This is a genomic window from Labrys sp. WJW (genome assembly GCF_001676615.1).
Lineage (GTDB): Bacteria > Pseudomonadota > Alphaproteobacteria > Rhizobiales > Labraceae > Labrys > Labrys sedimenti.
Genome location: NZ_LYXZ01000040.1, coordinates 101,236 through 119,276 on the forward strand (window position 1 = coordinate 101,236; position 18,041 = coordinate 119,276).

The 18,041-nt window shown below is 65.4% G+C and carries 15 protein-coding genes and 1 pseudogene; 4 read left to right on the plus strand and 12 right to left on the minus strand.

The features are described from left to right. Positions 1-54: 54 nt before the first annotated feature. Positions 55-396, plus strand: coding sequence for an endonuclease domain-containing protein (locus tag BA190_RS23895; RefSeq protein WP_068293381.1), 342 nt, complete (start codon positions 55-57; stop codon positions 394-396). 66 nt (positions 397-462) lie between these two features. Here BA190_RS23895 and BA190_RS23900 read toward each other — a convergent pair whose 3' ends face one another. The 5 genes and pseudogenes from BA190_RS23900 to BA190_RS23920 form a co-directional block, all read right to left on the minus strand. Further along, a complete protein-coding gene (locus tag BA190_RS23900; protein WP_068293387.1) occupies positions 463-1,092 on the minus strand; it encodes a DUF1287 domain-containing protein in 630 nt (209 codons plus the stop codon). A gap of 2 nt (positions 1,093-1,094) precedes the next feature. After that, positions 1,095-1,355, minus strand: a pseudogene (locus BA190_RS23905) (nitrile hydratase accessory protein); the annotation flags it as partial. After that, on the minus strand, positions 1,324-1,983 hold the full coding sequence (nthB, locus tag BA190_RS23910) for a nitrile hydratase subunit beta (protein ID WP_068293393.1): 660 nt from the start codon (positions 1,981-1,983) through the stop codon (positions 1,324-1,326). The gene nthB and the pseudogene BA190_RS23905, both read right to left, overlap by 32 nt. 76 nt (positions 1,984-2,059) lie before the next feature. Further along, positions 2,060-2,659, minus strand: a complete 600-nt coding sequence (locus BA190_RS23915) for a cytochrome b (protein WP_082980001.1) — start codon at positions 2,657-2,659, stop codon at positions 2,060-2,062. A 10-nt stretch (positions 2,660-2,669) separates the two neighbouring features. Continuing rightward, on the minus strand, positions 2,670-3,275 hold the full coding sequence (locus BA190_RS23920; RefSeq protein WP_068293396.1) for a YceI family protein: 606 nt from the start codon (positions 3,273-3,275) through the stop codon (positions 2,670-2,672). Positions 3,276-3,477: 202 nt separating this feature from the next. Here BA190_RS23920 and BA190_RS23925 point away from each other — a divergent pair, with 202 nt between their 5' ends. Continuing rightward, positions 3,478-4,020, plus strand: a complete 543-nt coding sequence (locus BA190_RS23925) for an AAA family ATPase (protein WP_068293709.1) — start codon at positions 3,478-3,480, stop codon at positions 4,018-4,020. 177 nt (positions 4,021-4,197) lie between these two features. Here the strand turns inward: BA190_RS23925 and BA190_RS23930 are convergent, their stop codons facing one another. The 3 genes from BA190_RS23930 to BA190_RS23940 form a co-directional block, all read right to left on the minus strand. Continuing rightward, positions 4,198-5,739 carry a trimethylamine methyltransferase family protein gene (locus BA190_RS23930; protein ID WP_068293397.1) on the minus strand — a complete coding sequence of 514 codons (1,542 nt, stop codon included), beginning with the start codon at positions 5,737-5,739 and terminating at the stop codon, positions 4,198-4,200. Further along, the gene (locus BA190_RS23935) at positions 5,736-8,147 is read right to left on the minus strand and encodes an FAD-dependent oxidoreductase (protein ID WP_068293399.1); all 2,412 of its coding nucleotides are present in this window, start codon (positions 8,145-8,147) and stop codon (positions 5,736-5,738) included. The genes BA190_RS23930 and BA190_RS23935 overlap by 4 nt, the downstream gene beginning before the upstream one ends. Positions 8,148-8,410: 263 nt before the next feature. Beyond that, positions 8,411-10,033 carry a Na+/H+ antiporter gene (locus tag BA190_RS23940; RefSeq protein WP_068293401.1) on the minus strand — a complete coding sequence of 541 codons (1,623 nt, stop codon included), beginning with the start codon at positions 10,031-10,033 and terminating at the stop codon, positions 8,411-8,413. A gap of 325 nt (positions 10,034-10,358) precedes the next feature. Between BA190_RS23940 and BA190_RS23945 the strand changes: the two genes are divergently transcribed. After that, complete coding sequence (locus tag BA190_RS23945) at positions 10,359-10,661, plus strand: DUF485 domain-containing protein (RefSeq protein ID WP_068293404.1); 303 nt, start codon at positions 10,359-10,361, stop codon at positions 10,659-10,661. Beyond that, a complete protein-coding gene (locus tag BA190_RS23950) occupies positions 10,658-12,334 on the plus strand; it encodes a cation acetate symporter (RefSeq protein WP_068293407.1) in 1,677 nt (558 codons plus the stop codon). Before BA190_RS23945 ends, BA190_RS23950 begins: the two co-directional genes overlap by 4 nt. 142 nt (positions 12,335-12,476) lie before the next feature. Here BA190_RS23950 and BA190_RS23955 read toward each other — a convergent pair whose 3' ends face one another. From BA190_RS23955 to BA190_RS37080, 4 genes are all read right to left on the minus strand, one after another. Further along, positions 12,477-15,929 carry a 2Fe-2S iron-sulfur cluster-binding protein gene (locus BA190_RS23955; RefSeq protein ID WP_068293409.1) on the minus strand — a complete coding sequence of 1,151 codons (3,453 nt, stop codon included), beginning with the start codon at positions 15,927-15,929 and terminating at the stop codon, positions 12,477-12,479. Continuing rightward, positions 15,926-16,207: a sarcosine oxidase subunit delta gene (locus BA190_RS23960; protein WP_371260382.1), complete on the minus strand. Its 282-nt coding sequence runs from the start codon at positions 16,205-16,207 to the stop codon at positions 15,926-15,928. The genes BA190_RS23955 and BA190_RS23960 overlap by 4 nt, the downstream gene beginning before the upstream one ends. A gap of 159 nt (positions 16,208-16,366) precedes the next feature. Continuing rightward, complete coding sequence (locus tag BA190_RS23965; RefSeq protein WP_068293412.1) at positions 16,367-17,632, minus strand: sarcosine oxidase subunit beta family protein; 1,266 nt, start codon at positions 17,630-17,632, stop codon at positions 16,367-16,369. A gap of 159 nt (positions 17,633-17,791) precedes the next feature. After that, positions 17,792-17,929, minus strand: a complete 138-nt coding sequence (locus tag BA190_RS37080) for an SEC-C metal-binding domain-containing protein (protein WP_371260383.1) — start codon at positions 17,927-17,929, stop codon at positions 17,792-17,794. Between the last annotated feature and the right edge of the window lie 112 nt (positions 17,930-18,041).

Below are 18,041 nucleotides of genomic sequence, written 5' to 3' on the forward strand. Positions count from 1 at the left end.
GGTGGACGAAATCCATCCCAATAATAAACTGCTCAGGCCTCTGGACGGAAAACCATGAAGCCTGAGCAACGCGACTTCGCCCGCAAAATGCGCGGCGATCCGACAGACGCCGAAGCTGCCCTTTGGCGTCTGTTACGCGGACGAGGGCTCGCTCATCTGAAGTTCCGCCGCCAGGTGCCGATCGGACGCTATGTCGTCGACTTCGCCTGCTTCCGATATCGGCTCATCGTCGAAGCAGATGGTTCCCAGCATGCGGAGAGCACGCATGACCAGGAGCGCGATGCCTGGTTGGCAGCGCAGGGTTACACCATCGTCCGGTTCTGGAATGCCGAAATCCTGCAGTCTCCTGGGGTGATTCAGGACACCATTCTGGCTCGGGCCGGGCTGCCTTGGTAGGATGGGGCACGTCCACCCCTCATCCGCCCCTGCGGGGCACCTTCTCCCGCAAGGGGAGAAGGAATTTTACACCGGTGCGAAGCGAAAATGCCCGGTTTGCGGGAAGGCGAACAGCGTATCCTCTTCCCGCGCACCTTGGCCGATATTGTGGATCGCCAGCCGGCGCCCCGGCACATCGGCCGAGACCTGCGACGAGACGATCAGGATATGCGGCAGATTGCCGGGCAGCGTTTGGGTGACCAGATCGCCCGGCAGGTAATCCGCCGGATCGGCGGTCACCGCCAGCACCGCGCCCTTGCGCTTGAAGAAGGCGATCAGATTGGGCACGCGGCGGTGGTCGATATTGGGATCGGGCGCCCGCATGCCCCAATTCCTGGGATAGGCGGCAAAGCCGGCCTTCATGTCCTCGTGCACGAGACGCTGGAGATCGAGGGCGAAGGCCTTGCGATACGCACGCACCACCACGTCGGTGCACACGCCCCGCTCGGGCGCCACATCCCCGCCGGGATAGGCGATACGCCTGTAGGCAGGGTCATAGAGGGTGGTGACGCCGATCTGGCTGCGCGCCGCGTCCACCAGGGCCATGCGCCAGTCCGGCCCTGCGCCGGATGCCTGCGCCAGCGCGGCGTCGGCGGATCCCCCAGCCAGGGCAAGAAGACCGAGCTGCAGAACCCTGCGACGCGTTGTTTCATTCATACCAGGCCCTTGCTTGCCACCAGTTTCTCTAGCGCCGACAGCCAGTGCTCGTAATAATGCGAGCCATCGTCGGGGGCATCGGCCGCGATCTCGCGGCCCAGCGCCTCGGCCCATTCCGGCCAGGTGAACACGCCTTTTTCATGGAGGGAGACGGCCAGCGCGAAGGCACGGGCCTCCCAGGGCTCTCGGAACACGGGTTCGCCGCGATCGCGCGGAATGGAGGGAATGGCGTCAAGCGGGGTCAAGATAGCTCTCCCACAGATCGAGCATCACGGTCAGCGTCGGATCGGCCTGCGGTCCCCAGAGCTCGGTGCCGGTGAAGCGGACCGTATAGAGCCATTCGGGGTTCTCGCCTTCGCCATGGGCGTTGGTGTCGGGCAGCACGAACATGCCATGCGCCTCCACGACGGTGCCGAGATGCCCGCGCGCATAGCGCGGCAGCCTCGTATGAGTGATCTTGTGCTCGTTGCGCGCCCTGACACCCTCGCCGGCGGCAAAACGCGCGGGTTGGCTGACCGGACGGTCGCAGCGCGTGCCCGCGGCCAGCGCAGCCGGCACCTCGGAGGCCTTGATCACGCGCTTCACTGGTTTGGCCGGCTCGATCGCCTGCCCCCCGGCAAGCTCGGCCTCGCTGACCATCGCCTTGGCCAGCATCAGCTTGATCAGGGCCTTGATCCAGATCTCGTAATAGGAGGAGGAGAGATAATCCGCCGGCGGCAGGCTCTCGCGCGCATAACGCCCGGCATCGAGCGGCCAGGAGCCGGTGGCGCCCATGGCGAGCGTCACCGCCATCGCCCGCTTCTCCCAGGCGGCATGGAAGAAAGGTTCGTCCTTTTCCGGCGCGATCGGCCCGAAGCCCATCATGCCGCCGAGGTCCTGCGCACCGTTCATGCCAAACTCCGAGCAAGGCAAGGCCAATAGCCTGTCTTACGCGGAGTCGGTCCTGCTTGGCAAAAGCAATGAAGCCTCAGCCCCGCCCCGGCAGCATGCTCTGCAGCACGCCGTCGCGATCCCACAGCCAGTGCTTGAAGGCGGCAGCCACATGCAGGAGGACCAGGCCGATCAGCACGAAGGCGAGACGGTGATGCAGCGCCTTCATCTGTTCGGAAAGCTCGAAATCGGGCGCAACCAGGTTGGGAACATGCCCTCCCCCGGGTAACTGGATCGGCAGCGGCAGCGGCGAGGCCGAGATCATCACATAACCGGTGACCAGCATGGCGAAGATCAGGCCATAGAGCGCGACATGCACCGCCTTGCTCAACACGCGCTCGTGACGCGGCATGCTCTCCGGCAACACCGGTGCCCGGGCCAGGAGGCGCCAGGCAGCGCGTAGCGCCATCAGCAGGAAGACGAGGGCGCCCAGGCTCTTGTGCAGTTGATAGAGATCGAAGCGCTGGCCCTGATCCTCAACCCATTCCACCATGGCGAGGCCGAGCCCCAGCATGAACAGGATGAGGGCAGCGCAGGACCAGTGCAGGAATTGCCCGGTCGCGCTCCAGCGATGGCCGTGGGAAGCCGCCCCCTCCATCACCACGCCCCCGTCACTGGGCCAAATCTTCTCATCCAACCAAGTCTTTTCATTGAGCCTGGGCTTCGGTGGTGACGATCAGGTCGACATCGTTGCTGATCGCCGGAAAACCAGCGCTCATGTTGAAGGCGAGCCGCTTGATCACGCCGGTCGCCCGGAAGCCGATCTGTGCATTCGCCTTGTCGGCCGGCTTGTCCAGGGCAACGTCGATGGTGAGCGGACGGGTGATGCCGCGTATGGTCAGCTCGCCCGTGACCCGGGCATGGCTGCCATCGAGCTTCTCGACCTTGGTCGAGGTGAAGGTGATGGTCGGATATTGCGCCACGTCGAAGAAGGCATCGGTGCGCAGATAGTCGTTGAAGGAGGGCGAGCCGACATCGACGGATTTCGCCGCTACCTTGAAGCTGACGCGACTGGCGGCCGGATTGTCGAAATTGATCGAGATCTTGCCGTCGAAATCGTGGAAGCGCCCCTTGGTACGCGGCCAGCCGATACCGTCGACGACGAAGCCGACCGATGTCCTGGCCGGATTGATGCGCCAGTTGCGGGCTTCGGCCGAACCGGCCTGGCTGGCGCCAAGCAGGCAGGCGATCAGGGGGATGGCTCCCAGCGAGAGCCTCTTCAATCTTGCGGTGGTCATACTTGCGGTGGTCATGGCTCGGTTCCGTCTCGATCCGTCACGCAGGAGGTTCGTCTGGAAAACACACCGTGCTGGATTTTATTCGTGTTCCCGATGATAGGCCGATCACAACGGGGTGAGCGGCCCGTTGGCGTCCCACCTTCTCGTTCAGCGGCATTGACAAGACCGCCTGCCTGGCGCATTGGGCTCGCCCCCAATTTTCATGATCGGTGCCACCATGCTGCCCACGACCGTGAAAGACTTGGCCTGTCTGGGCGAGCGCATCGTGGTCCTCGGCCCTTCCAACGCCGGCAAGTCGACGCTCGCCATCGCCCTCTCCAGAAAGCTTGGCATACCTGCCGTGCATCTCGACCAATTCAGCCATCGGCCCCATACCGATTGGCAGCCTCGGCCGGAAGCCGAGTTCAAGGCCCTGCACGATGCCGCCATCATGGGCGAGCGCTGGGTGATGGAGGGCAACTACTCGCGCCTGATGCCGCAGCGTTTCGCCCGGGCTACCGGCGCGATCCTGATCACCTCCCATCACTGGCTGCGCTTCTATCGCTATCTCAAGCGCACGCTGGTCAACCGCTCCAGCCGCGCCGGCCATCTGGAGGGCGCCAAGGACAGTCTCAAATGGGAGATGGTCCACTGGATCCTGGTCAAGACACCTGGAAACGGCTCCAAATATGCGGCGATCATCCGCAAATCCGGCCTGCCCGCCGTCGAATGCCATACGGCGAAGGCGCTCAGTCAGCTCTACCGGGCCTGGGACTTGTAGGGGCTATGCCCAACACGGTTCAATCACACGTCATTCGAATTCACGCGAACTTTGTCATTGCCGGGCTTGACCCGGCAATCCAGTCCCAACCCCAGTTGCGCACATGGCTTCTGGGTAGCCGGGTCAAGCCCGGCTATGACAAATCGGACCGTGCCTCGCAGTGAAGCATATTGGGGGCTACCCCCCAATCTCCTCCTTACGCCCAGCGATATAGGCGTCCACCGCCTCGCGCACGGCGGGATCGAGCGGTGGCGGGACATAGGCGTCGCGCGTCTTCTTCCACACCGCCAGCGCGCGGTCGGTCGCGGTGCGCTCGCCGGCGTCACGCCAATTCTCGAAATTGGACCAGTCGGAGAGCACGGGGCGGTAGAAGGCGTTCTCGTAGCGGGCAAGCGTGTGGGGGGAGCCGAAGAAATGGCCGCCCGGCGCCACGCCCCTGATCGCATCGAGGGCGATCTCGTCGTCGCCGAACTCGACGGGCTTGAGGATCTCGGCCCAGCCGCGCAGCAATTCGGCGTCGATCACGATCTTTTCCAGGCTGGCCGACAGGACGCCTTCGAGCCAGCCGGCCGCATGGTTGATGAGATGGCTGTGGCTCATGATCGCGGCCCAGAGCGAGAAGCTGGTCTCCCAGGTCGCCTGGGCATCCGGGGCCGGGCTGGCATTGACGGCGCTGGTGCGCACCGGCACGCCGAGGCGCCGGCCGAGCTGGGCGGTGGCCAGGGCCGCATTGACATATTCCGGCGTGCCGAAGGCCGGCGAGCCGGTCTTCATGTCGACATTGGAGGTGAAGCCGCCCATCACGCAAGGCGCGCCGGGCCTCAGCATCTGGCAAAGCGCGATGATCGACAGGGCCTCGGCCGTCTGCTGCACCAGGGCACCGGCGAGCGTCACCGGCGCCATCGCGCCCATCAAGGTGAAGGGGGTGATCACCACGCATTGGCCGTGCTCGGCCATGATCATGATGCTGTCGAGGATGTCCTCGTCGACCACGCGGGGCGAATTGACGTTGGTCACCGTCATCAGGGTCGGGTGTTCGGCCAGGGCCTCGATGCTGCAGCCGTGCTCGATCGCCGAAAGCGCCAGCGCATCGCGGGCCTGCACGCCGCCGACGCCGCGCGCCGCCCAGACGAGGTCCGAGAGTTCGATATGGGCGCGGTACATTTCCAGATGCCGCACGGGGACGGCAATATCGACCGGCTCCACCACCACGCCGCCCTGCCAATGCAGGAGGCCGAGGCCGTTGGTGATCTTGAGAATGTCGCGAAAAGCCTCGAGATCGCCATAGCGGCGGCCCCGCTCGAGGTCGCGGATGTTGGGCGCGCCGTTGACCGGGCCGAAATTGACGACATTGCCGCCGACATGCAGGTCCCGCTCGGGATTGCGGGCATGCAGCACGAAACTACTGGGCGCCTTGGCCAGCATGGCCTCGACGATGTCGCGGCCGAGGCGCACCATCTGCGTCGCCTCGTCGACCAGGGCACCATGGGCGGCATAGGCCTGACGCGCCCGCGGGCTGAGGATCTTCATGCCGTCGGTTTCGAGCAGGGTGTAGGCGGCGTCGAGGATGCGCTCGACCTGCTCGGGCGAGAGGATGTCGACCGGTGCGAAGCGATTGGTCAGCCGCGGCAATTGCGTCGTGAACGGTCCGGTGTTGCGGGCGCCCCGCTCGCGGCGGCCGGCACGGCCGTGCTCAGACCCGGTGTTTTCCCGGCTCATCCGCGCAGCCTCCCGCCATTGGGATCGTGCAGGGGAGCCGCCCGCAGGATGGCGGGACGGTCCTCACCAAAAATGTCGATGGCGAAAGCGGCACCGTCCTCGTGATACTCGCTCTTGACGTAGCCGATGGCCAGGCTCTTGCCGACATAATGGCCATAGCCGCCCGAAGTGACGTGTCCGACGACCTTGCCGTCCTTCAGGATTGGCTCATAGCCGATCACTTCCGTATCCGTGTCGACCTCCAGGACGGCGAGGCGCCGCTTGGGCCCGCGCTCACGCTCCGCCAGAGCGGCATCCCGGCCCGTAAAGCCTTCCTTCTTGAAATCGATGAAGAGATCGAGCCCGGTTTCGGCCGGGGTATAATCGGGCCGGAAATCCTTGTTGAAGGAACCGTAGCCCTTTTCGAGGCGCAAGGAAGAGAGCGCCCTGCCGCCGAACAGTTTGAGCCCGAGATCCGCGCCCGCTTCGACAATCTCGTCATAGAGCGTGTCCTGGAAATCGGGCGTGGTCCAGACTTCATAGCCGAGCTCGCCGGTGAAGCCGGCGCGCGATAAGATCACCGGAGACATGCCGACGGCCGTCTCCTTGACGGCGAAGAGCTTGAAGGCGTCCGGCGAGAGATCTTCGCGCACCAGGCGCTGCATCAGCGTGCGGGCATTGGGCCCGGCGATGGAAAAACCCGTCAGGGTCGAGGCGGCCGAGCGCACATGCACGTTCTCGGGCGGCTTTTGCTGCCAGAACCAGCGCATGTGATAGGCCTCGGCGAAGCCCGAGCCGATCAGGAGATAGCGATCCAAGGCAAGGCAGGCGATGGAGAGGTCGCCGACGATGCGGCCCTGCGGGTTGAGCATCGGCGCGATCGCCATGCGACCCGGGCGTGGCAGCTTGCAGGCCAGGAGCTTGTCGAGCCAGGCGCGCGCGCCGGCACCGGTGATCTCGTATTTGCCGTAGTTGGAGGTCTCGTAGATGCCGACGGCCTCGCGCACCGCCAGGCACTCGGCCTTGACATGGGGGAAGGCATTGGAGCGCCGGTAGGTCGGGTTCTCGGCAGCTTCGACGCCCGGAGGCGCGAACCAGAGCGCATGCTCCAGGCCGAAATTGGCGCCGAACACGGCGCCGGCCTTCTTCAGCCGGCCATAGACAGGCGTGCGGCGCAGCGGGCGCGCATCCGGCAGTTCCTCGTTCGGAAAGGCCAGCCGGAAGCGGCGGCGATAATTCTCGATCACCTTGGCCTTGGTATAGCGGGGGGTAGCGAACACGCCGAAACGGGCGACGTCCATGGCCATGATGTCGGCGCCCGGATCACCCTCGGCCATCCAACGCGACAGGGTCAGGCCGATGCCGCCGCCCTGGCTGAAGCCCGCCATCACGGCGCAGGCAACCCAGAAATTCGGCAGGCCCTTGACCGGGCCGACCAGCGGGTTGCCATCGGGGGCAAAGGTGAAGGGGCCGTTGATCGACTTCTTGATACCGGCGCGCCCGACGGCCGGGAAATGCTCGAAGCCGACTTCGAGCTCGGGGGCGATGCGATCGAAATTGTCGGGCAGCAGCTGGGTGGCGAAATCGTCCGGGGTCTTGTCGACGGACCAGGGCGTGCAGTTGTGCTCATAGGTGCCGAGCAGCGCACCTTTGCCCTCCTGGCGCACATAGATCTCGCCGGAGAAGTCGGTGGTGTTGATGATTTCCTTGTCGAGGCCCTCCAACTCCGGGATGGCCTCGGTGACGATGTAATGATGCTCCATCGCCAGCACCGGCAGCTCGATGCCGACCATGCGGCCGACCTCGCGGGCCCACAGGCCGCCGGCATTGACGACATGCTCCGCATGGATCGAGCCTTTGTCGGTGGCAACGTCCCAGGAACCGTCGGGACGCTGGCTGAGGCCGGTGACCCGGGTGAAGCGGTGGATCTCGGCCCCGAGCTTGCGGGCTGCGGCGGCATAGGCATGGGTGGTGCCCCAGGGATCGACATGGCCGCCATCCGAGCGCCAGAGCGCGCCGGTGAAATATTTCTCCTCGATCAGCACGTTGCGGCGCTTGGCCTCGGCCACCGGGATGATCTCGGTTTCCATGTCGAGATAACGGGCCCGGCTGGCGACCAGGCGCAGATAGTCCATCTCGCCCTCATTGGCGGCGAGCATCAGGCCGCCATTGGCGTGGATGCCGCAGGACTGGCCCGTCAGCGCTTCAAGCTCGCGATAGAGGTCGATGGTGTATTTCTGCAGCTTGGAGACGTTGGCATCGCCGTTGAAGGTGTGCATGCCGCCGGCGGCATGCCAGGTCGAGCCCGAGGTCAGTTCGTTCTTCTCGATGAGGGCGACGTCCGTCCAACCGATCTTGGCCAGGTGATAGAGGATGGAACATCCCACCACGCCACCGCCGATCACCACGGCACGCACTTCGCTCTTCATTCTCGGGACCCTTTCAAAGCAGGAGTCCCTGATACACGACATCAGCCCGCTTCGCGACGATGGCGGGGAAAACGTCCTGATGACAAAACAAACATGATGAGAGTCAACTTATCTGCCTTTCCAGGCGAAAAGTTTGAATCCTAAACAATTGATGGAAATAGAAACGCACTGATCCTGGGATCGCAGGCTTCCAGCCTGCGTCTTCCCTCGCCCCTGGAGATAGCGTTGCCAAGATGCAGGCTGGAAGCCTGCGGTCCCAGGGTTCACCCCACCGCGAAGCGGGCTTCGAGCAGATCGAGCTCGCGCACCAATCTGCGGGCCACCTCGTCAGACAACCGCCTGGTGCGCGCAAACTGGAAGATCTGGTCGCGCTCGGCCCTGAGACCCGCCAGGCGCAACTGGCGCTCGATTTCGTCGATGCGGCGTGTCAGCTCGGCTTCCTCACCGGTCTGCAACCGCCCGTCTATGCGCTGGCGATAGAGGTCCATGATGCGCACGCTCGCATCGGCATAGAGGTCGGCATCGCTGCGCCCCAGTCCCAATTCGTGCTGGGTCCGCTCGATCGCCTTGATGGCAGCTTCGGCCGCGGCGATGCGGGCCTCGTCCTCCTCCTCCTGGTGCGAGGGCTCGGGCGGTAGCTCCAGGCCCTTGAGCAGGCGGGGAAGCCCGACGCTCGCGGCCACCAGGGACATCACGATCACGCCGGCCGCCAGGAAGATGGCGAGATCGCGCGCCGGGAAGGGTGTGCCGTCGGTCAGGGCCAAAGGCAGCGTCAGCACGCCGGCCAAAGTGATGGCGCCGCGCACGCCGGCGAGCGAGGCGGCGGCGATCAGCCGCCAGCTCGGCAGCATGATCGCCTTGCCCTTGCGGGCAGCGCGGAACAGGGTGAAGCGCAGCGAGGTCCACACCCACAGGAAGCGCAGGATCGCCAGCGCCAGCGTGATGGCGAGGACATAGACGATCATCCAGATCGCGCCATGGCTCTTGGCCGCCGCTGCCACGATCTGCGGAATCTGCTCGCCGAGCAGCACGAAGATGATGCCGTTGGCCGCGAACTGCACCATGTCCCACACGGCGCCGCCGCGCATGCGGGCGGCGACCAGCGATTGGCCCAGGCGCTCGACATAGCTCATGGTCATGCCGGCGGCGACGGCGGCCAGGATGCCGGAGCAATGCAATTCTTCGGCCAGGAGATAGGCCGCGAAGGGGATCAGCAGGCTGACCAGCACCTGGGAACCCGCCTCGTCGCCGAAGCGGCGGGCGACCCAGCGATTGGCGAGGGAGGCGCCCCAGGTCACGGCGATGCCGATGGCGATGCCGCCAATCGCCACCCAGAGGAAGGTGCCGAGCGCGCTGGTGAAGGAGAAGGTGCCGGTCAGCGCAGCCGCGACGGCAAACCGCATGCAGACCAGGCCCGAGGCGTCGTTCAGCAGCGACTCGCCTTCCAATACGTGCATCAGCCGCTTGGGGATGGGCACCCTGGCCGCGATGGCGGACACTGCGATCGGATCGGTCGGCGACAACACGGCCGCGAGCGCGAAGGCGACCGCCAACGGCATGGATGGGATGATCCAGTGAATGAAGAAGCCGACGCCGACCACGGTGAACACCACCAGGCCGAAGGCCAGCTCGAGGATCGTGCCCTTGTCGCGGAACAGGCCGTCCTTGGGGATGCGCCAGCCATCCAGGAAGAGGAGTGGCGGCAGGAACAGTAGGAAGAAGACCTGCGGGTCGAGCTCCACCCTGAAACTGGCGAAGGACGCGATGAGCGCGCCGAAGCCAATCTGGACCAAAGGCAGCGGCAGGACGATCGGCAGCATCCTCGCGAGCGCGCCGCTGAGAACGACCGCCAGCAACAACAATAGAATGACCGAGATCGTCTCCATGCCCGCCTTATCCACTCGTGACGCGGCCAAGCTAGGAAGCGGCTGTTAAGATATTGTTGACCAGTCGGAGTTTTCACCAAGCGGCAAACGAAGGAGCCGGCCGGGCAGCCCGGCCTTGCGATCGCGCCTCTCCTAAGGAATTCGGCTCTGTCGAAACCTCATCGTCGGAATAGCGTCCAGCAATAGTGCGAGGCGCTCAATGGATTGGGCATAGACGCAATTGTCCATTGCGCGACATGTTGGCTTAATTCTAGGTTGAACCAGACGGCGGACCTACAAAACATCTGGGCTGCCTTGCCGGTAAAGCGGCGTCGGGGGAAACGACATGTCTTCTTACAAATCCATTGAGGCAAATCCGAAATATCAAGAACTGGTGCGGCGGCGAAGAACGCTGAGCCTGACGCTTTCGGCGATCATGATGGTCATCTATTTCGGCTTCATCCTGGTCGTTGCCTATCTGCCCGGCGTGCTCGGGCAGCATCTGGGCACCGGCGTCACCACCATCGGTATTCCGATCGGCATTCTCGTCATCGTCGCCGCCTTCATCCTCACCGGCATCTATGTCCGCAAGGCCAATGCCGAATTCGACACGCTGACCCAGGAGATCGTCAAGGAGGCACGCGGATGAAGCGCAGCACCCTCATCCTCGCGGCCTTCCTGCCGGCCCTCACGGCCACCCAGGCCCTCGCCGACGCCGTCTCCGGACCGGTCCAGCAGCAGGCGACCAACTGGCACGCCATCGTCATGTTCGGCCTGTTCGTCCTTCTCACGCTGGGGATCACGGCCTGGGCCGCCAACCGCACCAAATCGGCCTCGCAATTCTACACGGCGGGCGGTGGCATCACCGGCTTCCAGAACGGCCTTGCCATCGCCGGCGACTTCATGTCGGCGGCTTCCTTCCTCGGCATTTCCGGCCTGGTCTACATGAAGGGCTATGACGGCCTGATCTATTCGATCGGCTGGCTGGTCGGCTGGCCGATCGTCACCTTCCTGATCGCCGAGCCCCTGCGCAATCTCGGCAAGTTCACCTTCGCCGACGTCGCCTCCTTCCGCTTCAAGCAGGCACCGATCCGCGTGCTCGCCGCCTTCGGAACGCTGGTGACGGTGGCCTTCTACCTGATCGCGCAGATGGTCGGCGCCGGCAAGCTGATCCAGCTGCTGTTCGGGCTGCAATACAGCTACGCCGTCGTCATCGTCGGCGTGCTGATGATGCTCTACGTCACCTTCGGCGGCATGGTCGCCACCACCTGGGTGCAGTTGATCAAGGCCTGCCTGCTCTTGGGCGGCGCCACCTTCATGGCCCTGATGGTGCTGCTCACCTTCAACTTCAGCCCCGAAGCCCTGTTCGCCAAGGCGGTGGAGGTCCACCCCAAGGGCGCGGCGATCATGCAGCCGGGCACGCTCGCCAATCCGCTCTCGGCCATCTCGCTCGGCCTCGCACTGATGTTCGGCACGGCCGGCCTGCCGCATATCCTGATGCGCTTCTTCACCGTGGCCGACGCCAAGGAAGCCCGCAAGTCGGTGTTCTACGCCACCGGCTTCATCGGCTACTTCTACATCCTCACCTTCATCATCGGCTTCGGCGCCATCACTTTGGTGTCGACCAACCCGGCCTTCCTGACCGATCCGGCCAAGGGACTGGAGGCGATCCGGGGCGGCATCAACATGCCCGCCATCCATCTGGCCGACGCCGTCGGCGGCGACATCTTCCTCGGCTTCATCGCCGCGGTCGCCTTCGCCACCATCCTGGCGGTGGTGTCGGGCCTGACGCTGGCGGGCGCCTCGGCCATCAGCCACGACCTCTATGCCACGGTGATCAAGGGCGGCAAGGCCAAGGAACAGGACGAAATCCGCGTCTCCAAGATCACCACCGTCGTGCTCGGCGTGATCGCCATGGGGCTCGGCATCACCTTCGAGAACGTCAACGTCGCCTTCATGGTCGGCCTAGCCTTCGCCATCGCGGCTTCCTGCAACTTCCCGGTGCTGCTGATGTCGATGATGTGGCGGGGCATGACCACGCGCGGCGCGGTGATGGGCGGCTATCTCGGCCTGATCTCCGCTCTGCTCGGCGTCATCTTCTCGCCCGGCGTGTGGGAAGCCGTGCTCCAGCATCCCAAGGGCTCGGCGCCGTTCCCCTATGAGAATCCGGCGCTGTTCTCGATGGCGCTGGCCTTCGCCGGCATCTGGCTGTTCTCCAAGCTCGACAACAGCCAGCGCGCCGCCGAGGACCGGGCCGGCTTCGACGACCAATATGTGCGCTCGCAGACCGGCATCGGCGCCACGGCGGCGAGCAAGCACTGAGGCTCGCAGTATCGTTCGCAAATGAGCGTTCCGCCTTCTCCGGCGGAGCGCTTTTCCTGGGACCGCCAGCATCCTTGCTGGCCCTCACTTTCTGCACACGCAGCGTGTCAAAGAGCCAGCAAGGATGCTGGCGGTCCCAGGATCAGTCCAGCCTCAAGCCATATTCGGCCGCGCTCTCGACCAAGGTCTCGGCAAAGGCCTGGGCCAGGGTCGAGGGAGCGAAGAGGTCATAGGCCGGCTCGTCGGAGACTTGGTGCAGCAGGACAGGGATCTGCGCCATCAGGGTGCGCGCGACATGGCCTTGCCCGAACACGCGCGGATGCAGGTCGATCCGGCATAGTTTCATCAGCGCCACGCGCGCCTTGGGCCCCGACAGGCGCAGCACGCCGAAGGCCGAAGAGAGATCCACCACCGAGGCGCTCTCGCCGAGAGCATGTTTGAGGCTGACGGCAAGGCTGCCCGGACGTCCGTGCTTGTCGAGCACCAGCCAGTCGCCAGGCCCCAGCGAGAGCAGCTTCAGCGCCCCCGAGACCGCAGACCGGCCGGGCTCCGGCAGATCGAGCCCGAACTCCGCCTGGAACGAGCGGCGCAGGCCCACCTCCCCGTCCCGCCGCAACTTGATCTGCGCGATATCGGGGCTTCGCTCGGCCAGTTGCACCTCGGCGACGCGATCGGAAGGCCGGTCGGGGATCAGGGCGTGATGACCGGGCACCGAACGCGGCAGGACCAGCGGCTCGACGGCCCCGACCGGTGAGCCATCCTTCACCCTGAGATTGTCCGGATCGACGAAATGCGGGGAAACGATGATGACGTCGCAGGCCTGCCCGCGCACGGGATCGGCGGTATGCAGCCGCTGGCCGATCCGCTCCCTGCCGCCGCGCAGCAGAGCGAGGCCGATGAAGCCCTCCCCCTGCGTGATCGGGCAGGCCGCGGTGACGAAACCGAGGCTCTCCTTTGCTTCGGCCGAGGCGGTGAGATGGGCACCGGCCCGCAGCTTCTGGCCGGCATCCACGACTTTCACCCCGACCAAAGCGAGGCGCCCGGGGTCGGCAAGGCCAAGGCGGCCCGCCAGGACGCGGCCGACATAATCGCCCTTCTTCTTGAGCATGCGGCCGAGGCCGAGATCGGCGGCCGTGGTCTGGCCGTTGAGCTCGCTGCCGGCGACATGCCCCTTCTCGATCCGAAGCAGGTTGAGGGCATCGAGCCCATAGGGCTTGATGCCGAAGGGCTTGCCGGCCGCGAGGATGGCTTCCCACACCGGCTCGGCATGGCCTGAGGGCACGCTGACCTCATAGGCGAGTTCGCCCGAAAAGGAGATGCGGAAGAGCCGGCCGGAAACCCCGGCGATGACGGCCTCGGCAACGGCCATGAAGGGGAAGGCCGCATCGTCGAGGTCCTGGCTGGTGATGCGGGCGAGCACCGCCCGGGCCTTAGGGCCGGCCACCGCGAAAGTCGCCCATTGATCGGCGACATTGGTGATCTGGACGTCGAGATCAGGCCATACGGCCTGGTGATGGAATTCGAGATGCTCCAGCACCAGCCCGGCATTGGCCGTGGTGGTGGTGACGAAATAATGATCCTCGGCCAATCGCGAGGTGGTGCCATCGTCGAGGACGATGCCATCCTCGCGCAACATCAACCCATAGCGCGCGCGCCCGACCGGCAGCGAGGAGAAGGTATTGGCATAGATGCGATCGAGAAAGACGCCGGCATCGCGGCCCTGGACGTCGATCTTGCCGAGCGAAGAGGCGTCGGTGACGCCTACGGCCTCGCGCACCGCCCGGGCCTCGGCCAGCACCGGCGCCCAGCTGGTGTCCCGCTTGGGGGAATAGACCAGGGGCCGCAGCCACAGGCCGAGCTTGACGAACACGGCGCCCTGCCGCGAGTGCCAGTCATGCAAGGCCAGCCGGCGCTTGGGGCGGAAATGCTCGCCCGTCTCGGCCCCTGCGAGGGCGCCGAACGAGACCGGCGCGGCATAGGGACGGAAGGTCGGCAGGCCCGTCTCGGCAATGCTCTCGCCCTTCTCGCCGGCGAGGATGGCGCTGCCGACGAGGCCGCCTGTCTTGCCCTGGTCGGTTGCCATGCCGAGCGTGGTATAGCGCTTGGCATGCTCGACATGGGCATAGCCTTCGCGCACCGCCAGGCGGAGATCATCGGCGGTGACGTCGTGCTGCAAGTCGACAAAGGCCTTGCTGGAAGCGCGTGAAACTTTGGCCTCCCAGAAGGGCTGCGATGGCGTTCCCTCGCCTTGCGTGCCTGCCGCATCGCCGACGATCTCGATCCGGTCATTGCCCCTGGCCCGGAAGGCCACGGCCTTTTCGTCCCATTCGAAGGGCATGCGGGCCTGGCCGGCCAGCTGCAGCCGGGGATCATGGCCACCGGAGACGCAGAGCAGATCGGCCAGCAGCATTTGCGGCTGCAGCCGGGCGGCGATCGAGGTGATGGTCAGGACATGCAGCGGCGCGCCCTCGGTGGCAGAGACCTGCGAGCCGAACCAGACGGGGATGCCCGATCGCTCGGCCTCGCGGCCGGCGGCCGTTTCAGGCCTGACATCGATGATGCCGGCGATCTCGACGCCGGCCTCGGCAAGCTGCCTGGCCGAAGCATAGGCGCGGTCATTGTTGACGAAGAAGGCGGCCCGCCGGCCCGGTGCCACGCCGAAGCGCGCGGCATAGGTGGCGGCGGCCGAAGCCAGCATCACGCCGGGCCGGTCATTGCCGGGAAAGGCGATCAGGCGTTCCTGCGCACCGGTGGCGAGCGCGATCTTGCCGGGCCGGATGATCCACTGGCGCTGACGCACCTCGTGCGGCCTTGGCGTGGCGCGATGATCGGCCACCCGTTCGACGGCGCCGACCACCAGCCCATCATAGAGGCCATAAGCGCCGGTGCGGTTGAGCAGCATCACTTCCGGAAGCGCCGCGAGTTCGGCAAGCTTGTCGGTCAGCCCCTCACGGGCCGCGGGATCGAGCAGCGCCGAGCCGCCGAAGGCGAAATCCTGTTCCAGCACGATCACGCGTTTACCCGAGCGTCCCGCCGCCAGCGCGCTGTCGAGCCCCGATGGCCCGGAGCCGACGACCAGGAGATCGCAATGGGCATGCATGGTGTCGTAGCTGTCGGGATCGGGCTCGCGTGCCGCCCGCCCCAGCCCGGCCGCCCGGCGGATCAGCGGCTCGTAGACCTTCTCCCACCAGGCCGCCGGCCACATGAAGGTCTTGTAGTAGAAACCTGCCGGCAGAAAGGGCGACAGCCAGCCATTCACCGCGCCGAGATCAAAGCCGAGCGAGGGCCAGCGGTTCTGGCTCACCGCCTCCAGCCCCTCGAAGAGCTCGATGGTGGTGGCGGGGACATTGGGCTCGCGCCGGGCGCCCCGACGCAGTTCCACCAGGGCCGAGGGCTCCTCGGGCCCGGCCGTGAAGATGCCGCGCGGCCGGTGATATTTGAACGAGCGCCCGACGATGCGCACGCCATTGGCCAGGAGCGCCGAGGCGAGCGTATCGCCGCGATAGCCATGCAGGATCTTGCCGTCGAAGCGGAAGGACAGCGGCTTACTGCGATCGACCTGCCCGCCCTCGGCGAGGCGATGGGGACCGCTCATGCCGAACGCTCCGGCAGGGGGATCTCGTCATGTCTGCTGACCACAGCCTGGATCTCGTGGCTGACCGTATCGCGCAGCACCTTCAGCACCTGCCGGCAGCCATGCACATGCTGCCACCATTCCAGATGCCAGCCCGCCGGATTGGCGCGCTCATAGACATAATCGTAATAGGCTTGCGCCTCGGCCTCTTCGCCCGGCCGGCGCACCGAGGCATCGCCGCGATAGCGGAATTCGACCTCGTCACGCAGGCCGCAATGGGGACAGGCAATTCTCAGCATGACGGGCAAGCCTTGGCATTAAAGCTCGACGTCATTGCGAGCCTGGCCAATCCATATGGATTGGCTTGAGCGAAGCAACCCAGGGGCCAAAGGGCGCAAAGGCTGGATTGCTTCGCTGCGCTCGCAATGACGGTAAATGCAGCCACGAGCTCCCCCATCTCAATGCATCCAGGCATAGGGGCCGATGCCCCGTTCGTCGATCACCCGCCCCTCCCGGAAGCGCTCCAGGCCGAAATGGGCGATCAGCGGGTGCGGTGCGCCGGTCGCCACCAGATGGGCGGTGGTGAAGCCGCCGGCGGGGATCGCCTTGAAGCCGCCATAGCACCAGCCGCCATTGAGGTAGAGGTTGCGCACCGGCGTGGTGGAGATGATGGGATTGCCGTCGGCTGTCATGTCCATCGCCCCGCCCCATTGGCGCAGCACGCGCAGGCGCCCGAGGGCCGGCATCAGCGTGAGGCCGGCCGCCAGCACGTCCTCCACCATCGGCAGGGCACCGCGCCTTGCATAGGAATTATAGCCGTCGAGCGCGCCGCCGAAGACGAGGCCGCCCTTGTCCGACTGGCTGACATAGAAATGCCCCGCGCCATAGGTGACGACGCAATCGATCAGCGGCTTGACCGCCTCGGAGACGAAGGCCTGCAGCACATGGGTTTCCAGCGGCAGGCGGAAGCCGGCCATACCGGCCAGCAGCGAGGAATGCCCGGCCACGGCGAACAGCACCTTGCCGGCGCGGATGCTGCCGAGGCTGGTCTCCACGCCGGTCACGGCATCGCCCTCGCGCGTGACACCGGTGGCTTCGCAATTCTCGACGATGTCGACGCCGCGCCGGTCGGCGGCACGCGCATAGCCCCAGGCCACCGCATCATGGCGCACCGTGCCGCCGCGCCTTTGCAGGAAGCCGCCGAGCACGGGAAAGCGGCCATTGTCGACATCGACCAGCGGCACCAGGCGCTTGACGCCCTCCTTGTCGAGCAGCTCGGCCTCGACGCCTTCCAGCAGCATCTGGTTGGCCCGCCGGGCCAACAGGTCGCGCTGGCCGTCCGCATGCACGAGGTTGAGCGCGCCGCGCTGCGAGACCATGGCGTTGTAGTTGAGCTCGGCCTCCAGCCCTTCCCACAACCGAAGCGAAAAATCGTAGAAGCGGATGTTCTCGGGCGAGAAATAATTGGAGCGGATGATGGTGGTGTTGCGCCCGACATTGCCGAGCCCGATACCGCCGCGCTCCAGCACCGCGACATTGGTGATGCCGTGATTCTTGGCGAGGTAATAGGCAGTGGCCAGGCCATGCCCGCCGCCGCCGACGATCACCACGTCATAGGCCTGCTTGGGCACCGGCTTGCGCCAGGCCGGCCCCCAGCCGCGATGCCCGCGCAACGCCTCATAGGCCAGGCGAAATCCCGAATAGGCGGAAGTGATGGCGGACATGGGTCCCGAAAAGGCTGCGAGGAGAGCGCTTGCCCGACGCAGGCGCTCTCCCGACTTAAGCACCTCGCCCGCTCTTGGCAACATCGGGCTTGCAGGAGAGGGGTGCAGGCAGACACCTGCAAATACCGGGACCTTCAGTCCCGGAAATAGTCATGCCGGTCAGCTCCGTCGAAATGGCCGCTTCTCATGCAACATTTCTTGAAACCGGCGGGTGGAACCGCAGGGGCAAAGATCGTTGCGCCCGAGCTTTTCCTGCAGCTCGACATCGCCATGCACGAGGCGCCTGCCCCGTTTCACGCGCGTTTCCGAGGGATAGGATTTCCGGCGTTTGCTGGAGACCTCAAAAGCTCGGCATGTCGTTGAAGTTTCGATATTTCCTCATCATCTCTCTCCTTCTTCGTCGTTGTCG

Coding starts and splice junctions, on each gene's coding strand:
- BA190_RS23900 (WP_068293387.1), bottom strand. CDS start 1,092: ATGAATGAAACAACGCGTCGCAGGGTTCTGCAGCTCGGTCTTCTTGCC.
- BA190_RS23950 (WP_068293407.1), top strand. CDS start 10,658: ATGAAGCGCAGCACCCTCATCCTCGCGGCCTTCCTGCCGGCCCTCACG.
- BA190_RS23965 (WP_068293412.1), bottom strand. CDS start 17,632: ATGTCCGCCATCACTTCCGCCTATTCGGGATTTCGCCTGGCCTATGAG.
- BA190_RS23925 (WP_068293709.1), top strand. CDS start 3,478: ATGCTGCCCACGACCGTGAAAGACTTGGCCTGTCTGGGCGAGCGCATC.
- BA190_RS23945 (WP_068293404.1), top strand. CDS start 10,359: ATGTCTTCTTACAAATCCATTGAGGCAAATCCGAAATATCAAGAACTG.
- BA190_RS23940 (WP_068293401.1), bottom strand. CDS start 10,033: ATGGAGACGATCTCGGTCATTCTATTGTTGTTGCTGGCGGTCGTTCTC.
- BA190_RS23935 (WP_068293399.1), bottom strand. CDS start 8,147: ATGAAGAGCGAAGTGCGTGCCGTGGTGATCGGCGGTGGCGTGGTGGGA.
- BA190_RS23895 (WP_068293381.1), top strand. CDS start 55: ATGAAGCCTGAGCAACGCGACTTCGCCCGCAAAATGCGCGGCGATCCG.
- BA190_RS23930 (WP_068293397.1), bottom strand. CDS start 5,739: ATGAGCCGGGAAAACACCGGGTCTGAGCACGGCCGTGCCGGCCGCCGC.
- BA190_RS23955 (WP_068293409.1), bottom strand. CDS start 15,929: ATGAGCGGTCCCCATCGCCTCGCCGAGGGCGGGCAGGTCGATCGCAGT.
- nthB (WP_068293393.1), bottom strand. CDS start 1,983: ATGAACGGTGCGCAGGACCTCGGCGGCATGATGGGCTTCGGGCCGATC.
- BA190_RS23920 (WP_068293396.1), bottom strand. CDS start 3,275: ATGACCACCGCAAGTATGACCACCGCAAGATTGAAGAGGCTCTCGCTG.
- BA190_RS23960 (WP_371260382.1), bottom strand. CDS start 16,207: ATGCTGAGAATTGCCTGTCCCCATTGCGGCCTGCGTGACGAGGTCGAA.